Genomic DNA, 15,902 nt, shown 5'->3' with positions numbered 1-15,902 from the left:
TCGTCGTCACCTAGTCCACCGCTTCCAGAGAGCGCCGGACCTCGAGCCGGCGCAGTTTGCCCGACGACGTGCGCGGCAGCGAGCCCGGTGACATGAAGATCACCTGCGAAGGGACGACGCCGCACACGGAGGCGACGCGCCGCACGACGTCCGCGCGCGCGCCCGCCTCGTCCGGCCCACGGAACTCGGCGGCCACGATCAGGCCGGGACGCGCCGATCGTTCGCCGGTGGCCAGCGCCACCACGGCACCCTCGCGCACCCCGCGCACCTCGGCGGCGGCCGTCTCGATCTCGGTCGGGAAGATGTTGCGGCCGGCGATGGTGATCAGTTCCTTGGCCCGGCCGCACACCACCAGTCCGCCCTCGCCGAAGAAGCCGAGATCGCCGGTGGGAAACCATTCTTCGCGGTCGACGGGTGGGTGACCGAGGTAGCCGTCCATCATCGACGCCCCCCGGATCTCGATCTCACCGATCCCGTCCGGTGCGTCATCACGAGGCGAGATCCGGATTTCGGTGCCCGGAATCGGCTCGCCCAGCACCGCGTGGCGATGCGTACCCGCCTCGTCGGTGACGCCGGCGAAGCGCAGCCCGCTGCCCGGCGCCGGGACGGTGACGGCGCAGGTCGACTCGGCCAGCCCGTAGGACGGGGCGGCGGCGCCGGCGTCGAATCCGAACGGGGCCATCGCGTCGGTGAACCGTTGATACCCTTCGCAGTCGACCGGTTCGCCGCCGTTGATCGCCACCCGCACCGCGCCCAGGTCGATGTCGGATATCCGGCGCGCATACTTGCCCAGCAGGTTGTAGGCGAAGTTGGGCGCCGCGGTGATGGTCGCGCGGCTTTCCGACAGCCAGCCCAGCCAGCGAAACGGTGAGGCCGTGAAAGCCGTTGTGGGCGCCAGCCATAGCGACATGCCGCCCAGCGCCGAGGCGAGCAGGAACGACAGGCCCATGTCGTGGTACAGGGGCAGCCACGAACAGCCGACGTCGGCCGAAGTCACGCCCAGGCGCTGATTGAGTCCCCGCAAATTGGCCAGCACCGCGGCCGGCGAGAGCACGGCCGTCTTGGGCGAGCCAGTGGAGCCCGCCGTGCCCTGCAGGATTGCCGGGTTCTGGCTTTCGGGGATCACCAACGGCCCCGAGCGGCTCGTATGTGCCGCTGCCGCAAGGTCTTCGATGGCCATATCACCGGGCCCGGAGGGATCCACCGACTGTAGGCCGTCCAGATGCGAGCCGTGGCTGAGCACCGTGCGCACACCGATTCCGCCGAAGCGCGTCAGCGTCGCCTCGGCCCACCGCCGGCCCTCGGCGCCGCGCACTGGACCGGGCAGGACCGACACGCCGGCCCCCGTCAGCCACGCGCCCTGTATTGCCGCGACGAACTCGAGTGTCGGTTCACCGACGAGCCCCAGCGTGGCGGGACGTCCCCGGTCCAGCAGCCAACCGGCAATGCTCTCGGCCAGCCCGTGCACTTCCGGCCAGGGGTGGTGGGCCCAGGTCGACGTCTCGCGGTCGAACACCACCAGTTCGCTGGTGCCCGTGCGCATCGAGTCGGTCAACGCCGTGGCCAGCGTGCTCATCGCGCAGTTTTCGCGCCGATCGCGGCCTGCAGGTCGCCGACCGTATCGCAGTTCAGCAGTTCCTCCTCCGACAGGGTCACGCCCAGCCGCTCTTCGATCGCCACCATGCCCACGGCGAAGGCCACCGAATCCAGTCCGACGTCGTCGATGAGCCGGGCGTCCGGTGTGACACGGGACGGGTCGACGTTGAGGTCGTCGCGCAGGACGCTCAGCAGCTCGGGGTTGACCACGGACGGGGAGACCGAAGGGGTAGGGGTAGAGGAGGTCATGGCGCAGTAGGGTAGCAGGCCCTCATTAGGCAAGGCTAGCCTTACCCCTGCGTCACCACCCCTGCGGAAGCGGATGCCCCTCGGCGAACCCCGCCGTCGACTGCACCCCGACCACGACGCGCTCGTGCAGCTGCGCCAGGTTGGCGGCACCGACGTAGGTGCACGTGCTACGCACTCCCGAGGTGATGTGATCGAGCAGATCCTCGACGCCGCCGCGGGCCGGATCCAGCCCCATCCGGGACGTCGAAATGCCTTCCTCGAACAGGGCTTTGCGCGCCCGGTCGAACGCGGTGTCCGCCCCGCTGCGCGCGACCACCGCCCGCTTGGACGCCATGCCGTAGCTCTCCTTGTACGGCTGGTCGTCGCGGTCGCGCATCAGGTCGCCGGGCGACTCATAGGTCCCGGCGAACCACGACCCGATCATCACGTTGGACGCCCCGGCGGCCAGCGCCAGCGCCACGTCGCGTGGATGCCGGATGCCGCCGTCGGCCCACACATGTCCGCCCAATTCCCTTGCCGCCAAAGCACATTCGACGACGGCGGAGAATTGCGGGCGGCCCACACCGGTCATCATCCGGGTGGTGCACATCGCACCCGGTCCGACGCCGACCTTCACGATGTTCGCTCCCGCCTCCAGCAGATCGCGGGTGCCCTCCGCCGAGACGACGTTGCCCGCCGCCAGCGGGACCCCCAGCCGCAGCCCCGCCACCGTGCGGATCGCCTCGATCGTCTTGACCTGATGCCCATGCGCCGTGTCGATGACCAGCAGGTCGATGCCGGCCTCGACCAGCGATCGCGCCTTCGCTCCGACGTCGCCGTTGATGCCGATGGCAGCGCCCACCCGCAGCCGGCCCCGCCCGTCGACGGCCGGGGCGTACAGGCCCGCGCGGATGGCGCCGGTGCGGGTCAACACGCCCGCCAGCGTGCCGTCGACGTTGGTCACGACCGCCACGCCGATGTGTGACTGCTCGAGCAGATCGAAGACCTTGCGCGGATCGGTGCCGACCGGGGCGGTGACGAAGTCGGTCATCGCGACGTCGCGCACCCGGGTGAAGCGATCCACGCCGAGGCACGACGATTCGCTGACCAGACCGACCGGGCGGCCCTCGAAGGCGACCACGGCGACACCGTGCGCGCGCTTGTGGATCAGCGCCGTCGCGTCGGACACCGAGTCGTCGGGTGCGAGCACGACGGGGGTGTCGAGAACCAGGTCACGACTCTTGACGAACTCCACCGTCTGCTGCACCGCGGTGATCGGAATGTCCTGCGGCAAGATGACGAGTCCGCCGCGCCGCGCCACGGTTTCGGCCATCCGCCGTCCCGCCACCGCGGTCATGTTGGCGACGACGACCGGGATGGTGGTGCCCGAGCCGTCCGCGGTGGACAGGTCGACGTCGAAGCGGGAGGCGACCTCCGAGCGATTCGGCATCACGAATACGTCGTTGTAGGTCAAATCGTATGCGGGCCTGTGCCCGTCGAGAAACCTCATCGCAGTCGCCCCACCAACTCGAGCCCCCTTCGGCTACGCCGGCACCTCGGTGCGGTCTCCGCTCCACAGCGTGTGGAAGCGCTTGTCCGGGTCGTCGTCGATCCGGCCGTAGGTGTGCGCGCCGAAGAAGTCCCGGAGACCCTGGGTGAGCGCGGCCGGCAGCCGCTCGGTGCGCAGCGCGTCGTAGTACGACAGCGCCGAGGAAAAGCCCGGGATCGGGATGCCGAGCTCGGTGGCCTTGACCACGACACGGCGCCAGCCGTCGATGGATTCCTCGATGGCGCTGCGGAAGTAGGGCGCGACGATCAGCGACGGCAGGTCGGGGTCGGCGTCGAACGCCTCCTTGATCCGGTTGAGGAACTTGGCGCGGATGATGCAGCCACCGCGCCAGATCGTCGCCATGTCCCCCGGGGTGATGTCCCAGTCGTACTCGGCGCTGCCCGCCTGGATCTGGTTGAAGCCCTGCGCGTAGGCGATGATCTTCGACGCATACAGCGCCTTGCTCACATCATCGATGAATTGTTCTGTGTCGCTTGGCTTCTCGCCGAGACGGCCGGAAGCCAGGCCGGTGGTCGCTTTGCGCTGGGCGACCGACCCGGACAGGGCGCGGGCGAACACCGCCTCGGCGATACCGGTCACCGGCACCCCGAGGTCGAGCGCCGACTTGACCGTCCAGCGCCCGGTGCCCTTCTGCTCGGCCTCGTCGAGGATGAGGTCCACCAGCGCCTTACCGGTCTTGGCGTCCGTCTGGCGGAGCACCTGGGCGGTGATCTCGATCAGGAAGCTGTCCAGATCGCCGGAGTTCCACTCGGCGAAGACGTCGGCGATCTCGGGCGCGGACTTGCCGAGCCCGTCGCGCAGCAACTGGTACGCCTCGCCGATCAGCTGCATGTCGGAGTACTCGATGCCGTTGTGCACCATCTTGACGAAGTGCCCGGCGCCGTCGGGGCCGATGTGGGTGCAGCACGGCACCCCGTCGACGTGTGCGGAGATCTCCTCGAGCAACGGGCCCAGGGACGTGTAGGACTCGGCCGGTCCGCCCGGCATGATCGACGGACCGTTCAGGGCGCCCTCCTCACCGCCGGAGATCCCGGCGCCGACGAAGTGCAGTCCACGCTCGCTGATGGCCTGTTCGCGGCGAATCGTGTCGGTGTAGAGGGCGTTTCCGCCGTCGATGATGATGTCGCCTTCTTCCATCGCGTCGGCGAGCTCGTTGATGACGGCGTCGGTGGGGTCGCCGGCTTTCACCATGATGATCACCCGTCGCGGCTTTTCCAGCGCGTCCAGGAATTCGGCGATGGTCTCGGATCGGACGAACTTGCCGTCGTCGCCGTGCTCTTCGAGCAGCGCGTCGGTTTTGGCGATCGAGCGGTTGTGCAGCGCCACGGTGTAACCGTGCCGGGCGAAGTTGCGGGCGAGGTTGGAGCCCATCACGGCCAGGCCGGTGACGCCGATCTGGGCGGTGCCGGTCGTGGAACGGGAATCCGACGAACTCATGTTCTCGCCTCTCAATCGGAGAAACTCTTACGAAAAGCTTTCGGTGACACTGTGGCACAGCGCACGGTTGAGCAGCCGAGGTGATCCGCTCTCGGCTGTGTCAGAGGTTGACCAACCGTTCCAGTTCGGTGAGCCACGGAACGGCCAACGCGATGGTGGGCACCACGAAGATCCCGGCCGCCGCCAGGTACGCGGCCGCCGACAGCCGTCGGCTGTTGCCGCGTCCGCCCAGTCGCCGCACCCGCAGCACCGTGCTCGGCCCGCCGGCCGCGAGTGCGCCCGACGGAGCCCGCCCCGACGCGCACGCGACCAGCGCCCGGGCCAGGGGAGCGCGGCCCGCGGCGCGGACCGCCGCGTCGTCGGCGAGTAGCTCGACCAGAAGTTGAACCGCGCCCAGCGCATTGGCGCTGCGGACCAACCGCGGAAAAGCGGCATGCAGCGCCGTGAAAGCCTCCAGCACAAGGTCGTGCCGGGCCCGCAGGTGGGAGCGCTCGTGCGTCAGGATCGCCGCGACTTCCGAGTCGCCGAGCGTATTGAGCGTTCCCTCGCTGACCACCACGCGGCTGCGCACGCCGGGCAGGCAGTAGGCGAGCGGTTGCGGCACGTCCAGCACGCGAAGATCGCGCGTGCGGCCGCACGGCTGGGACAGCGTCGCGCCATGGCCGACTCCGACCAGGTCGACCACCATCCGGTGGTGGGCCCGTCGTCTCCGGTTGGCGATGGCCACCCGGACCACGGCGACCATCAATCGGGCGCCGACCAGCACGGTCAGGGCGAAAACGCTGACGTATGCCACCCACAGCGGCCAGCCGAGCCGGTGTTCCGCGCCGACAATGCTCGTGGTGGGTCGCCCGTCTCGGCCGGGCATCAGCAAGCGAGTCGCGATCGCGATGCCGGCGCTGAACGCCGACAGGACGGCGGCCAGCGCGACCGCTTGCCAGAGCACCATGGCGGCGCGGGGGGCGCGTAGCGGCCAGCGCGCGCGTGCCAGCATGGCCGGCACCGGGCCGGTCAAAAGCACTGCGAGAATGGTGAAAGCCACCGCGGACACATCACCAGTGTCCCTCAGCCCTCGGGTGCAGCGCCAGCAGATCGCGAGTTGTTGCGTTGACCGGCCTCCAGTTCGGCGAGTGCGCGTCGCAGCGCCTCCGCCTCGTCGGCGCCGACACGCTCGACGAAGTGCACGAGCGCGGCCTGCCGCCCTCCCGGGTCCTCTGCCTGGGCCAGCGCGTCCACCATGAGCCCGGCGACCAACTCGTCGCGACCGTGCACCGGCGCGTACCGGTGCGCCCGGTCGTCACGGATCTGGGAGACCAGGTTCTTCTTCGCCAATCGCTGCAGCACGGTCATGATCGTGGTATAGGCCAGGTCGCGTCGTGTCGACAACTCCTCATGGACCTGGCGAACGGTCTGCGGCTCGGGTGTGGACCACAGATGGTCCATGACGGCGCGTTCTAGCTCCCCCAGCCGGGTCAGTTTCGCCATAGTTCGTTCATCTCCTGAGAGTCGGGTCAAGCGTACTCCGGCTTACTACCGGCGGTCGTACCGAAGGCGGGCGAATCACTGTGCCGGCCGCCGCGCGCCACCGTCGCGAACAAGACGGACAATACCGCTTGCGAAGTTAGGGCAGCCTTGCCTATGCTAATCGAGTCGAGCGATAACGGACCGTGCGAGAGTCCTGAGGGCTGCAGCGACCCCCGGTCTACTCGATCGGCGAGCCCCGTGCCCATGTGGCACGGGGCTCAGCCGTTTTCCGGGCTGTATAGGGCCGTTTCGGGTTGCATTCGGCCCGGAGTGGCCATGGTGTAGACACATGGACGTGTCAGAGCCGCAGAAAACGATCCTGCCCCCGGACTTCGCCGCGCCCTTCGACCGCGAGATCGGGCTGCGGTTCACCGAACTCAGCCCCGACGGCGCCCGCGCGCAGCTCGAGGTCACACCTAAGCTGTTGCAACCGATGGGTTTGGTTCACGGCGGCGTTTACTGCGCCATGATCGAGAGCATGGCCAGCGTGGCCGCCTACACCTGGTTGGCTACCCGCGGCGGCGGAAATGTGGTGGGGGTCAACAACAACACCGATTTCCTGCGCTCCATCGGGTCGGGCATGGTGTACGGCGCCGTCGAACCCATCCATCGTGGGCGACGTCAGCAATTGTGGCTGGTCACCATCACCGACAGCGACGACCGGGTGGTCGCCCGCGGTCAGGTGCGGCTGCAGAATCTGGAGGTTCGCGAAGGCTGATCATCCGGCGTTCAACCGAAATGCACTGTGCGGCAACCTTATTAAAGGATGCCCGATTATAGGATGCCCGGCGGTGACGGGCTAGCTGGCCCGCCTGGCCGCCGGCCGGTTGGCCTCGGCGGCCACCACGGCCAGCTGTTCGAGCCGGGTCCGCGCGAACGCCTGCTGCTCGGTGATGGTGAGCTGGCCGCGCCGGGTGCTCAGGAATGTCACCGTCCAGGACAGCAGCGTGCTGACCTTGGTCTTGAACCCGACGAGGTAGACCAGGTGCAGCACCAGCCACGCGAACCAGGCGAAGAGACCGCTGAACTCGAGCGGACCGATCTTGGCGACCGCGGAGAAGCGCGACACCGTGGCCATGGAGCCCTTGTCGAAGTACTGGAACGGCTCGCGGCCGGCGGGGTCGGCGCCGCCGAGTTCGGCCCTGATGGTGTTCGCGACGTACTTGGCGCCCTGAATGGCGCCCTGCGCCACTCCCGGCACGCCTTCGACGGCAGCCAGGTCGCCGATGACGAATACGTTCGGGTGGCCGGGGACTGACAGGTCGGGCAGCACCTTGACGCGGCCCGCGCGGTCCAGCTCGACGGACGACTGGTCGGCGAGATCGCGCCCCAGCGGGCTGGCTGCCACGCCGGCGGACCAGACCTTGCAGGCCGATTCGATGCGCCGGAGGGTGCCGTCGGAATCCTTGACGGTGATGCCGTTGCGGTCGACGTCGGTCACCATCGCGCCCAGCTGGATCTCCACGCCCAGCTTCTCCAGCCGGGCCGCCGCGCGCTCACCGAGCTTGTCGCCGAACGGCGGCAGCACGGCGGGGGCGGCGTCGAGCAGGATCACCCGCGCTTTGGTCGAGTCGATGTGCCGGAACGAGCCTTTCAGCGTGTATGACGCCAATTCCGCTATCTGCCCGGCCATTTCGACGCCGGTGGGGCCCGCCCCGATCACGGTGAACGTCAGCAGCTTGGCGCGTCGTTCCGGGTCGCGGGACCGCTCGGCCTGTTCGAAGGCGCTCAGGATCCGGCCGCGCACCTCGAGCGCGTCGTCAATCGACTTCATGCCCGGCGCGAACTCGGCGAAATGGTCGTTGCCGAAATAGGACTGGCCTGCGCCGGCGGCGATGATCAGGCTGTCGTAGGGGGTGTCGTAGGTGTGTCCGAGCAGGTCGGACACCACGAATTTGCCCTCGAGGTCGATGTGGGTGACGTCGCCGAGCAGCACCTGGACGTTGCGCTGCCGGCGCAGCACGACGCGGGTGGGGGGTGCGATATCGCCTTCGGACACAATGCCGGTGGCCACCTGGTACAGCAACGGCTGGAACAGGTGGTGGGTGGTGCGAGCAATCAGTTTGATGTCGATGTTGGCGTGCTTGAGCTTCTTGGCCGCGTTCAGACCGCCGAACCCGGAGCCGATGATGACGACCTGGTGACGGCGCTCCGATCCAGCTGTGGTACTTGGCTGGGGGCTCATATTCCGCTGCTCCTGACGGGGGCTTTTCCGAGGCGCGACTGCACTCAGATACCACGCTAGTCAGGCGAATACCCGCAAACCTAACTGGCAACATGTGTAATCAAACACATCGTCAGTATCACTGCTCTTCGTCGGACGTGATACTCGTCATGTCCGACCTGCGGCCGCGGCGAAAGGCCTTACAGGCCCACGAGTGGGCGCAGCGCTTCGCCGGCCGCAGCAACGATGCCGGGCGTATAGAACGGCAGGTTGATGATGACGCCGTCGACGCCCGCGTCGATCACCTTGGTCTTGATCTGATCGGCGACCGCGTCCGGCGTGCCGGACACCATCCGCTGCTTCATCTCGGCGGGGACCTGGTCGGCACTCACGTTTTCGTCGATCAGCACCGTGGTCAGCGTGCTGGTTTCCAGGGTGGCGGGGTCGCGGCCCACCTCCTCGCAGGACCGGCGCACCACGTCCAGCTTGCGCGGCAGCTCGTCGAAACCCGCGATCACGTTGAGGTGGTCGAAATGCCTCGCGGCGAGCGGGATCGTCTTCTTCTCCCCGCTGCCGCCGATCATCAGCGGAATGTGGTCCCGCAAGCGGGGATTGGCGAACGCCTCGCTGGTTTGATACCACTTGCCCGAGAAGGTGGCCCGTTCACCCTTGATCATCGGCAGGATGATCTCCAGGGCCTCGTCGAGCCGGTTGAATCTGTCGGTGAAGGTCCCGAATTCGAAGCCCAGCTGATCGTGCTCCAGCTGGAACCATCCGGTGCCGATCCCCAGAATCGCCCGGCCCTGGCTCACGACGTCCAGCGTGGTGATGGTCTTCGCGAGCAGGCTCGGGTGCCGGTAGGTGTTGCCGGTCACCAAGGTGCCCAGCTGCACCCGCTCGGTGGCGGTGGCCAGCGCCCCCAGGGCGGTGTAGGCCTCCAGCATCGGCTGGTCGGGCGACCCGAGCATCGGCAGTTGATAGAAGTGGTCCATCACGAAAACCGAGTCGAATCCGGCGGATTCGGCCTCGCGGGCTTGGGCGATGACGGTGGGGAAGAGTCGGTCGACCCCGGTGCCGTAGGAAAAGTTGGGAATCTGCAGACCGAGTCGAATAGCCACAGAATCACCGTAGCGACGGGCCGGGCCCGGGAGAAGGGTTCGCGCTACGCCTCAGGCGAAACGAGCAAGGGCGCCGTGGCTCACGTGCAGCGTCTGGCCGGTGATGTGGCGGGCCGCCGGTGTGGTCAAGAACAACGCCAGCCGGGCGACCTCGGAGGCCACCGGCGCCGGCGTGCGGGAGAGTCCGTCGTAGCCGGCCTCCGCGCTGCGTCCACTCGCCACGACGTTGACTGTGATCCCGCGGGTCCCGAATATGTTTGCCTGGCCGGCGGTCCAGTTCGACAGCGTCGCCTTGATCGCGGCGTCCGCGCTTCCCGCCGGCGGATTCTCGGGCACCACGCTGATGATGGAGCCGCCCGAACGCAGGTGGTCGCCGACGGCCTGGACGGTCAGCACCGCCGAAAGCACGGTCGACTCAAGGACGTTGCGCCACGCGCCGGCCGTATCGGCAAGCGAGTAGGTGCGCGGGTCGCCGGCGTCCCAGGCGGGCGCAGGCACGTTGACGATGGTGTCCAGATGATGCGGGAACAGGGGGCGGGCCTCTTCGAGGCTGGCCGGGTCGGTGGTGTCGCAGACGATCGCCTCGACCTCGAGTTCCTTCGCGGCGATCTCCAGTTCGCTCTTGCGTGCGCCCACCAGGGTCACTTTGTGGCCGTCGTCGCGGAAGCCCTCGGCCACCGTGCGGCCCAAGTCCGTGTCTCCGCCGGTAACCAGTACCTCCACCGCCATAACCTCCCTCATGCTCACGCGCGCTCTGGCGTCGATTTTCACGATGTTACTGGACAGTAGCTAGATGGCGAAACTTTCGGCGGCGCGACTCGCGGATCATTTGCATAACTATTCGGCCGCCACTTTCTTGCGGCGATTCAACCGCCGAGCGCACCGCATCATCGGCGGGCTAGGGTCCATTCATGCGTCGGATCCCGATCCTGGCCGCCATGGTGTCGACGGTGCTGGTAGCGGGTCTGATCGGGTGTAGTCCGAAATCGCCCGCCCCGCCGGCCTCCCGGCAATCCGGCAAGGTTGTGGTGTTCGCCGCGGCGTCGCTCAAGACCGCGTTCACCAAGATTGGCCAGCAGTTCAAGAACCAGAATCCGGGCGTCGGGGTCGACTTCGAGTTCGCCGGCTCCTCCGACCTGGCGACCCAGTTGACGCAGGGGGCCACCGCCGACGTCTTCGCCTCGGCCGACACCGCCCAGATGGACACAGTCGCCAAGGCCGGCCTGCTGAGCGGCAATCCGACGAACTTCGCATCCAACACGCTGGTCATCGTCACAGCGCCCGGCAACCCGAAGAAGATCGCGTCCTTCAGCGATCTGACCGAGCCGGGCCTCACCGTGGTGATCTGCCAGCAACCCGTGCCGTGCGGGGCGGCGACGCAGCGCGTCGAAGACAGCACGGGGGTGCGCCTGCGTCCGGTCAGCGAGGAACTCAGCGTGACCGATGCCCTCAACAAGGTCACCAGCGGCCAGGCCGACGCGGCCCTCGTCTATGTCACGGACGCGAAGTCCGCCGGCGACAAGGTGGCGACCCTCACGTTCCCCGAGGCCGCCGGCGCGGTGAACGTCTATCCCATCGCGGTACTGAAGAAGGCGCCCCTCGCCGCGCCCGCGCAGAAATTCGTCGACCTGGTCACCTCGCAGACCGGGCAGCAGGTCCTGGCCCAGGCCGGCTTCGCCAGGCCCTGACGCCGCCGATGCACCGGCCGACGGATCTGCCCCGCTGGGTGTATGTCCCCGCGGCGGTGGGGACCGCCTTCGTGCTGCTGCCGCTGCTGGCCATCGCGGTCAAGGTCGACTGGCCGCATTTCTGGTCGCTGATCACCGGCTCATCGTCGCGGACCGCGTTGTTGCTGAGCCTGAAGACCGCCGGCGCCAGCACGGCGCTATGCATGGCCCTGGGGGTGCCGATGGCATTGGTGCTGGCCCGTAGCACGGCGCGGGTGATCCGGCTGCTTCGGCCGCTGATCCTGCTGCCCCTCGTGCTGCCGCCGGTGGTGGGCGGAATCGCACTGCTGTACGCGTTCGGCCGGCTCGGATTGCTCGGGCGATACCTGGAAGCCGCCGGTGTCAGGATCGCGTTCAGTACCACCGCCGTAGTGCTGGCGCAGACCTTCGTCTCGCTGCCATTCCTGGTGCTTTCCCTGGAGGGTGCGGCGCGTACCGCTGGAGCCGATTTCGAGGTGGTGGCCGCGACGCTGGGGGCACGTCCGAGCGTCGTCTGGTGGCGCGTCACCCTGCCGTTGCTGTTGCCCGGAGTGGTGTCGGGGGCGGTGCTGGCCTTCGCCCGCTCGCTGGGTGAGTTCGGCGCGACGCTGACGTTCGCCGGATCCCGGCAAGGGGTGACCCGCACGCTGCCGCTGGAGATTTACCTGCAGCGGGTGACCGACGCCGATGCCGCTGTGGCGCTGTCGATCCTGCTGGTGGTGGTGGCCGCACTGGTGGTGCTGGGCCTCGGCACTCGCCGGCTGACCGGAACCGACACAAGGTAACCATGACCGGATTGCAGCTGCGCGCGGTCGCCGCGGACCGCCAGGTGGACGTGGAATTCTCCGTGTCCGCCGGCGAGGTGCTCGCGGTGCTCGGACCCAACGGGGCGGGCAAATCGACCGTGCTGCATGTCATCGCGGGGCTGCTTCGTCCCGACGCCGGGGTGGTGCGGGTGGGGGATCGGACCTTGACCGACATCGCGGCCGGAATAGACGTGGCGACGCACGACCGCCGCGTCGGGTTGCTGCTGCAGGACGCGTTGCTGTTCCCGCACATGAGCGTTGCCGCCAATGTCGCTTTCGGACCGCACAGTCGGCACCCGAGGTGGCGCCCCGCTCGTGCAGCCCGGGCGGCGACGGCGTTGCGCTGGCTGCGCGAGGTGGATGCGGAGCGCTTTGCCGACCGCAAACCGCGACAGCTGTCCGGTGGACAGGCCCAGCGCGTCGCGATCGCCCGCGCGCTGGCGGCCGAACCCGACGTGTTGCTGCTCGACGAACCGCTGGCCGGCCTCGATGTCGCCGCGGCCGCCGCGATCCGAGCGGTGTTGCGCAAGGTCATCACCCGCACCGGCTGTGCGGCGATCCTGGTCACCCACGACCTGCTGGACGTGTTCACCCTGGCCGATCGCGTGCTGGTGCTGGAGTCGGGCAGAATCGCCGAAATCGGCCCGGTAGCGGAGGTTCTGACCGCACCGCGCAGCCATTTCGCGGCCCGCATCGCGGGCATCAACCTCGTGAACGGAACGGTCGATCGTGACGGCTCGCTGCGCGCTGAGGGCGGCGACCGCTGGCATGCGGCCCCTGCGGGAAGCGGCGGACCGTGTCCGCCGGAGCAGCGCGCGACCGCCGTGTTCGCGCCGACGGCGGTGGCCGTCTATCGCGACCGCCCGCATGGCAGCCCCCGCAACACCGTCGAGATCATCGTGGCCGAAATGGATGTCCGCGGACGGGCGGTGTTGGTGCGGGGCGTGCAGCAACCCGACGGCGCCCCGGGCCTGGCCGCGGAGATCACGGTCGACGCCGCCTCGGAGCTGCAACTGGTGCCCGGGGATCGAGTGTGGTTCTCGGTCAAGGCCCATGAGGTGTCGCTGTATCCAGCGGCCGGGTGAGGCGCTCGGCGGTCGGCGCCGGGCTTCGACGGATTGCACATCGGCAACATCGGTGAATTTGCATCGCAATTGTCAGCAATACTTCCTTGCGCCACAGCGGTAACACGGTAGGTTCGTCGCCATGGAGCAGGTGGATCCGATCCCGACCCGTCGCAAAGGCCTGTGGACGACGCTGGCAATCACCACGGTGACCGGCGCCAGCGCAGTCGCCATCGCGTTGCCGGCGCCTTCCAGCGCCGACCCCGAGGTGCCGACGCCGGTCCCGCCGACCACGGCCGCCGCCCCGCCGGTTGGGCCGAACGGGCAACCGGCGCCGGCTGATCCGAACGCGGTCCCGCCGCCGCCGGCCAACCCCATCGTGGCGCCGCCGCCTCCCGTCGACCCGAATGTGCCGCCGCCACCGCCGGCCGACCCGAACGCGGGGCGGATCACCAACGCCGTCGGCGGATTCAGCTACGTCCTGCCCGCCGGCTGGGTGGAGTCGGACGCGTCGCACCTCGACTACGGCTCGGCGCTGCTGAGCAAGGTCACCGGCCCGCCGCCGCTGCCCGACCAGCCACCGGCGGTCGCCAACGACACTCGTATCGTGATGGGCCGTCTGGACCAAAAGCTGTATGCCAGCGCGGAAGCCAACAACGCCAAGGCCGCGGTGCGACTCGGGTCGGACATGGGTGAGTTCTTCATGCCGTATCCCGGCACCCGGATCAACCAGGACGCCACGCCGCTCAATGGGAGCAATGGGAGCACCGGCAGCGCGTCGTACTACGAGGTCAAGTTCAGCGACGCGGCCAAGCCGAACGGCCAGATCTGGACGGGTGTCATCGGTTCGGCCAATGGCGGCACCGCCCAACGCTGGTTCGTGGTGTGGCTCGGAACCTCCAACGACCCCGTGGACCGGGGGGCGGCCAAGGCGCTCACCGAGTCGATCCAGGCGTGGACACCGCCTGCGGCCCCGCCCGCGGCACCGGGCGTACCCGCACCCGCACCCGCCGCTCCCGTGCCGCCTGGTCCGCCCGCGCCGGCGCCTGCTGCTCCCGCGGCACCCGCACCTGCGGCTCCCGCCGCGCCGGGTGCACCCGCGCCGGCCTCCGAGGTCACTCCGACTCCGACACCGGCACCTCAGCAGACACTCTCGGCCTGACCGCGCCGCTGGACGGGCCCGCCCGCGGCCGAAACCGAGGGGTCAACCGTCTTCAATTCGGCACTCATTTCGTGACCCAAACTGGGTATACCGAAATGACGGCCCAGCAAATAGCTGGGCTTTGCCAGCGATTGCAAGGAGACCGCCATGGACGTCATTGCCGCCACTGAATATCTGGCCCGCTCCACGACGTTTACCAGCGTCGGCATCATCGGCTACATCATCATCGGCGGTTTGGCCGGTGCGCTTGCCAGCCGGATCATCCGCGGTAGCGGCGCCGGGATCGTGATGGACATCGTGATCGGCGTGGTCGGAGCCCTGATCGGCGGCTTCATCCTCAGCTTCTTCGTCGACACCGCAGGTGGTGGCCTGATATTCACCTTCTTCACCGCACTGCTCGGTGCCATCATCCTGCTCTGGGTCGTCGGCATGGTGCGCAGGACATAGTCAGCTAACCCGTTGCGGCCGTGGTGGTTAGCGGCATGATGGATTGATGCCCCCACCGGTGACCACCACGGCAATGCGTGCCTGGCGCGTGCGTCGGCCCGGGCCGATGAGCACCGACCCGGTTGAGCTGGTCACCACCGAGGTGCCTCGTCCCGAACCCACCGAGCTGCTGGTGGCCGTGCGTGCGTGCGGTGTGTGTCGCACCGATCTGCACGTCACCGAAGGCGACCTGCCCGTCCACCGCGACCGGGTCACTCCCGGACACGAGGTGGTGGGCGAGGTTGTCGAGGTGGGTTCTCGGGCCGGTGACGAATTCCAGGTGGGGGACCGGGTGGGCATCGCGTGGCTGCGCCACACCTGCGGTGTCTGCGCATATTGCCGTCGCGGCGACGAGAACCTGTGCCCCCAGTCCCGCTACACCGGCTGGGACGCCGACGGCGGCTACGCCGAATTCGCCACGGTCCCGGCCGCTTTCGCGCACCCGCTGCCGAGCGGCTACAGCGACAGCGAGCTGGCCCCGTTGCTGTGTGCGGGCATCATCGGTTACCGCTCGCTGCTGCGTGCCGACTTGCCGCCGGGTGGGCGCCTGGGCCTCTACGGCTTCGGCGGCAGCGCGCACATCACCGCGCAGGTGGCGCTGGCGCAGGGCGCCGAGGTGCACGTGATGACGCGAGGATCGCAGGCGCAGGAACTGGCGTTGGAGCTCGGCGCGGCGTCGGCGCAGGGCGCCGCCGATCCGCCCCCGGTGCCGCTGGATGCCGCGATCCTGTTTGCGCCGGTGGGTGAACTGGTGCTGCCGGCGCTGGAGGCGCTAGACCGCGGTGGCACCCTGGCGATCGCCGGGATTCATCTCTCCGATATCCCGGCGCTGAACTACCAGCGCCACCTCTTCCAGGAACGGCAGGTCCGTTCGGTCACGTCCAACACCCGGGCGGACGCGCGGGCCTTCCTGGACTTCGCGGGTGAACATCACATCGAGGTGACGGCGCCGGAATATCCGCTCGGACAGGCTGATCGGGCGCTGACGGATCTAAGCGCCGGACGCATCGCCGGTGCGGCGGTGCTGCTGGTCTGATCGGG

The 15,902-nt window shown here is 68.6% G+C and carries 16 protein-coding genes; 7 read left to right on the top strand and 9 right to left on the bottom strand.

The annotated features are described in order from the left end of the window. Positions 1 to 10: 10 nt before the first annotated feature. The 6 genes from mbtM to OQ789_RS13060 all read right to left on the bottom strand — a co-directional run bounded on the left by mbtM (position 11) and on the right by OQ789_RS13060 (position 6,316). Entirely contained in the window at positions 11 to 1,576 is a 1,566-nt protein-coding gene (gene mbtM / locus OQ789_RS13085; RefSeq protein ID WP_324686294.1) for a long-chain-fatty acid--ACP ligase MbtM, read from the bottom strand. Beyond that, entirely contained in the window at positions 1,573 to 1,845 is a 273-nt protein-coding gene (locus OQ789_RS13080) for an acyl carrier protein (protein ID WP_324686292.1), read from the bottom strand. Before OQ789_RS13080 ends, mbtM begins: the two co-directional genes overlap by 4 nt. Before the next feature lie 52 nt (positions 1,846 to 1,897). Then, a complete protein-coding gene (locus OQ789_RS13075) occupies positions 1,898 to 3,334 on the bottom strand; it encodes a GuaB1 family IMP dehydrogenase-related protein (RefSeq protein WP_324686290.1) in 1,437 nt (478 codons plus the stop codon). A gap of 33 nt (positions 3,335 to 3,367) precedes the next feature. Continuing rightward, entirely contained in the window at positions 3,368 to 4,831 is a 1,464-nt protein-coding gene (gndA, locus tag OQ789_RS13070; protein ID WP_324686289.1) for an NADP-dependent phosphogluconate dehydrogenase, read from the bottom strand. A gap of 100 nt (positions 4,832 to 4,931) precedes the next feature. After that, positions 4,932 to 5,882: a M56 family metallopeptidase gene (locus OQ789_RS13065; RefSeq protein ID WP_324686288.1), complete on the bottom strand. Its 951-nt coding sequence runs from the start codon at positions 5,880 to 5,882 to the stop codon at positions 4,932 to 4,934. Between the two features lie 14 nt (positions 5,883 to 5,896). Further along, complete coding sequence (locus OQ789_RS13060) at positions 5,897 to 6,316, bottom strand: BlaI/MecI/CopY family transcriptional regulator (protein WP_324686286.1); 420 nt, start codon at positions 6,314 to 6,316, stop codon at positions 5,897 to 5,899. Positions 6,317 to 6,644: 328 nt separating this feature from the next. Between OQ789_RS13060 and OQ789_RS13055 the strand changes: the two genes are divergently transcribed. After that, on the top strand, positions 6,645 to 7,073 hold the full coding sequence (locus OQ789_RS13055) for a PaaI family thioesterase (RefSeq protein WP_324686285.1): 429 nt from the start codon (positions 6,645 to 6,647) through the stop codon (positions 7,071 to 7,073). 81 nt (positions 7,074 to 7,154) lie between these two features. On the opposite strand, the gene OQ789_RS13050 is transcribed toward OQ789_RS13055, so the two are convergent. The 3 genes from OQ789_RS13050 to OQ789_RS13040 all read right to left on the bottom strand — a co-directional run bounded on the left by OQ789_RS13050 (position 7,155) and on the right by OQ789_RS13040 (position 10,366). After that, positions 7,155 to 8,540 (bottom strand): NAD(P)/FAD-dependent oxidoreductase, encoded by a 1,386-nt coding sequence (locus OQ789_RS13050; protein ID WP_324686283.1) that lies wholly within the window; start codon positions 8,538 to 8,540, stop codon positions 7,155 to 7,157. A gap of 179 nt (positions 8,541 to 8,719) precedes the next feature. After that, positions 8,720 to 9,637 carry an LLM class F420-dependent oxidoreductase gene (locus tag OQ789_RS13045; protein WP_324686281.1) on the bottom strand — a complete coding sequence of 306 codons (918 nt, stop codon included), beginning with the start codon at positions 9,635 to 9,637 and terminating at the stop codon, positions 8,720 to 8,722. A gap of 51 nt (positions 9,638 to 9,688) precedes the next feature. Then, positions 9,689 to 10,366, bottom strand: a complete 678-nt coding sequence (locus OQ789_RS13040; protein WP_324686279.1) for an SDR family oxidoreductase — start codon at positions 10,364 to 10,366, stop codon at positions 9,689 to 9,691. 182 nt (positions 10,367 to 10,548) lie between these two features. Between OQ789_RS13040 and modA the strand changes: the two genes are divergently transcribed. From modA to OQ789_RS13010, 6 genes are all read left to right on the top strand, one after another. Continuing rightward, on the top strand, positions 10,549 to 11,325 hold the full coding sequence (gene modA / locus OQ789_RS13035) for a molybdate ABC transporter substrate-binding protein (protein WP_324686277.1): 777 nt from the start codon (positions 10,549 to 10,551) through the stop codon (positions 11,323 to 11,325). Positions 11,326 to 11,333: 8 nt separating this feature from the next. Continuing rightward, on the top strand, positions 11,334 to 12,128 hold the full coding sequence (locus OQ789_RS13030; protein ID WP_324686276.1) for an ABC transporter permease: 795 nt from the start codon (positions 11,334 to 11,336) through the stop codon (positions 12,126 to 12,128). A 2-nt stretch (positions 12,129 to 12,130) separates the two neighbouring features. Further along, positions 12,131 to 13,234: a sulfate/molybdate ABC transporter ATP-binding protein gene (locus OQ789_RS13025; protein ID WP_324686274.1), complete on the top strand. Its 1,104-nt coding sequence runs from the start codon at positions 12,131 to 12,133 to the stop codon at positions 13,232 to 13,234. A 121-nt stretch (positions 13,235 to 13,355) separates the two neighbouring features. Next, entirely contained in the window at positions 13,356 to 14,375 is a 1,020-nt protein-coding gene (locus OQ789_RS13020; RefSeq protein WP_324686273.1) for an alanine and proline-rich secreted protein Apa, read from the top strand. Positions 14,376 to 14,522: 147 nt separating this feature from the next. Then, the gene (locus OQ789_RS13015) at positions 14,523 to 14,822 is read left to right on the top strand and encodes a GlsB/YeaQ/YmgE family stress response membrane protein (RefSeq protein WP_324686271.1); all 300 of its coding nucleotides are present in this window, start codon (positions 14,523 to 14,525) and stop codon (positions 14,820 to 14,822) included. 46 nt (positions 14,823 to 14,868) lie between these two features. Continuing rightward, complete coding sequence (locus OQ789_RS13010) at positions 14,869 to 15,897, top strand: zinc-binding alcohol dehydrogenase family protein (protein WP_324686269.1); 1,029 nt, start codon at positions 14,869 to 14,871, stop codon at positions 15,895 to 15,897. Positions 15,898 to 15,902: the final 5 nt, after the last annotated feature.

The organism is Mycobacterium sp. 94-17 (genome assembly GCF_035617725.1).
Classification (GTDB): domain Bacteria; phylum Actinomycetota; class Actinomycetes; order Mycobacteriales; family Mycobacteriaceae; genus Mycobacterium.
The sequence above is the reverse complement of the archived record's forward strand: the minus strand, read 5'-3'. Positions and strand labels throughout refer to the sequence as shown.

Coding starts and splice junctions, on each gene's coding strand:
- OQ789_RS13055 (WP_324686285.1), top strand. CDS start 6,645: ATGGACGTGTCAGAGCCGCAGAAAACGATCCTGCCCCCGGACTTCGCC.
- OQ789_RS13030 (WP_324686276.1), top strand. CDS start 11,334: ATGCACCGGCCGACGGATCTGCCCCGCTGGGTGTATGTCCCCGCGGCG.
- OQ789_RS13015 (WP_324686271.1), top strand. CDS start 14,523: ATGGACGTCATTGCCGCCACTGAATATCTGGCCCGCTCCACGACGTTT.
- OQ789_RS13050 (WP_324686283.1), bottom strand. CDS start 8,540: ATGAGCCCCCAGCCAAGTACCACAGCTGGATCGGAGCGCCGTCACCAG.
- OQ789_RS13025 (WP_324686274.1), top strand. CDS start 12,131: ATGACCGGATTGCAGCTGCGCGCGGTCGCCGCGGACCGCCAGGTGGAC.
- OQ789_RS13080 (WP_324686292.1), bottom strand. CDS start 1,845: ATGACCTCCTCTACCCCTACCCCTTCGGTCTCCCCGTCCGTGGTCAAC.
- OQ789_RS13040 (WP_324686279.1), bottom strand. CDS start 10,366: ATGGCGGTGGAGGTACTGGTTACCGGCGGAGACACGGACTTGGGCCGC.
- OQ789_RS13010 (WP_324686269.1), top strand. CDS start 14,869: ATGCCCCCACCGGTGACCACCACGGCAATGCGTGCCTGGCGCGTGCGT.
- modA (WP_324686277.1), top strand. CDS start 10,549: ATGCGTCGGATCCCGATCCTGGCCGCCATGGTGTCGACGGTGCTGGTA.
- OQ789_RS13060 (WP_324686286.1), bottom strand. CDS start 6,316: ATGGCGAAACTGACCCGGCTGGGGGAGCTAGAACGCGCCGTCATGGAC.
- OQ789_RS13075 (WP_324686290.1), bottom strand. CDS start 3,334: ATGAGGTTTCTCGACGGGCACAGGCCCGCATACGATTTGACCTACAAC.
- OQ789_RS13020 (WP_324686273.1), top strand. CDS start 13,356: ATGGAGCAGGTGGATCCGATCCCGACCCGTCGCAAAGGCCTGTGGACG.
- mbtM (WP_324686294.1), bottom strand. CDS start 1,576: ATGAGCACGCTGGCCACGGCGTTGACCGACTCGATGCGCACGGGCACC.
- gndA (WP_324686289.1), bottom strand. CDS start 4,831: ATGAGTTCGTCGGATTCCCGTTCCACGACCGGCACCGCCCAGATCGGC.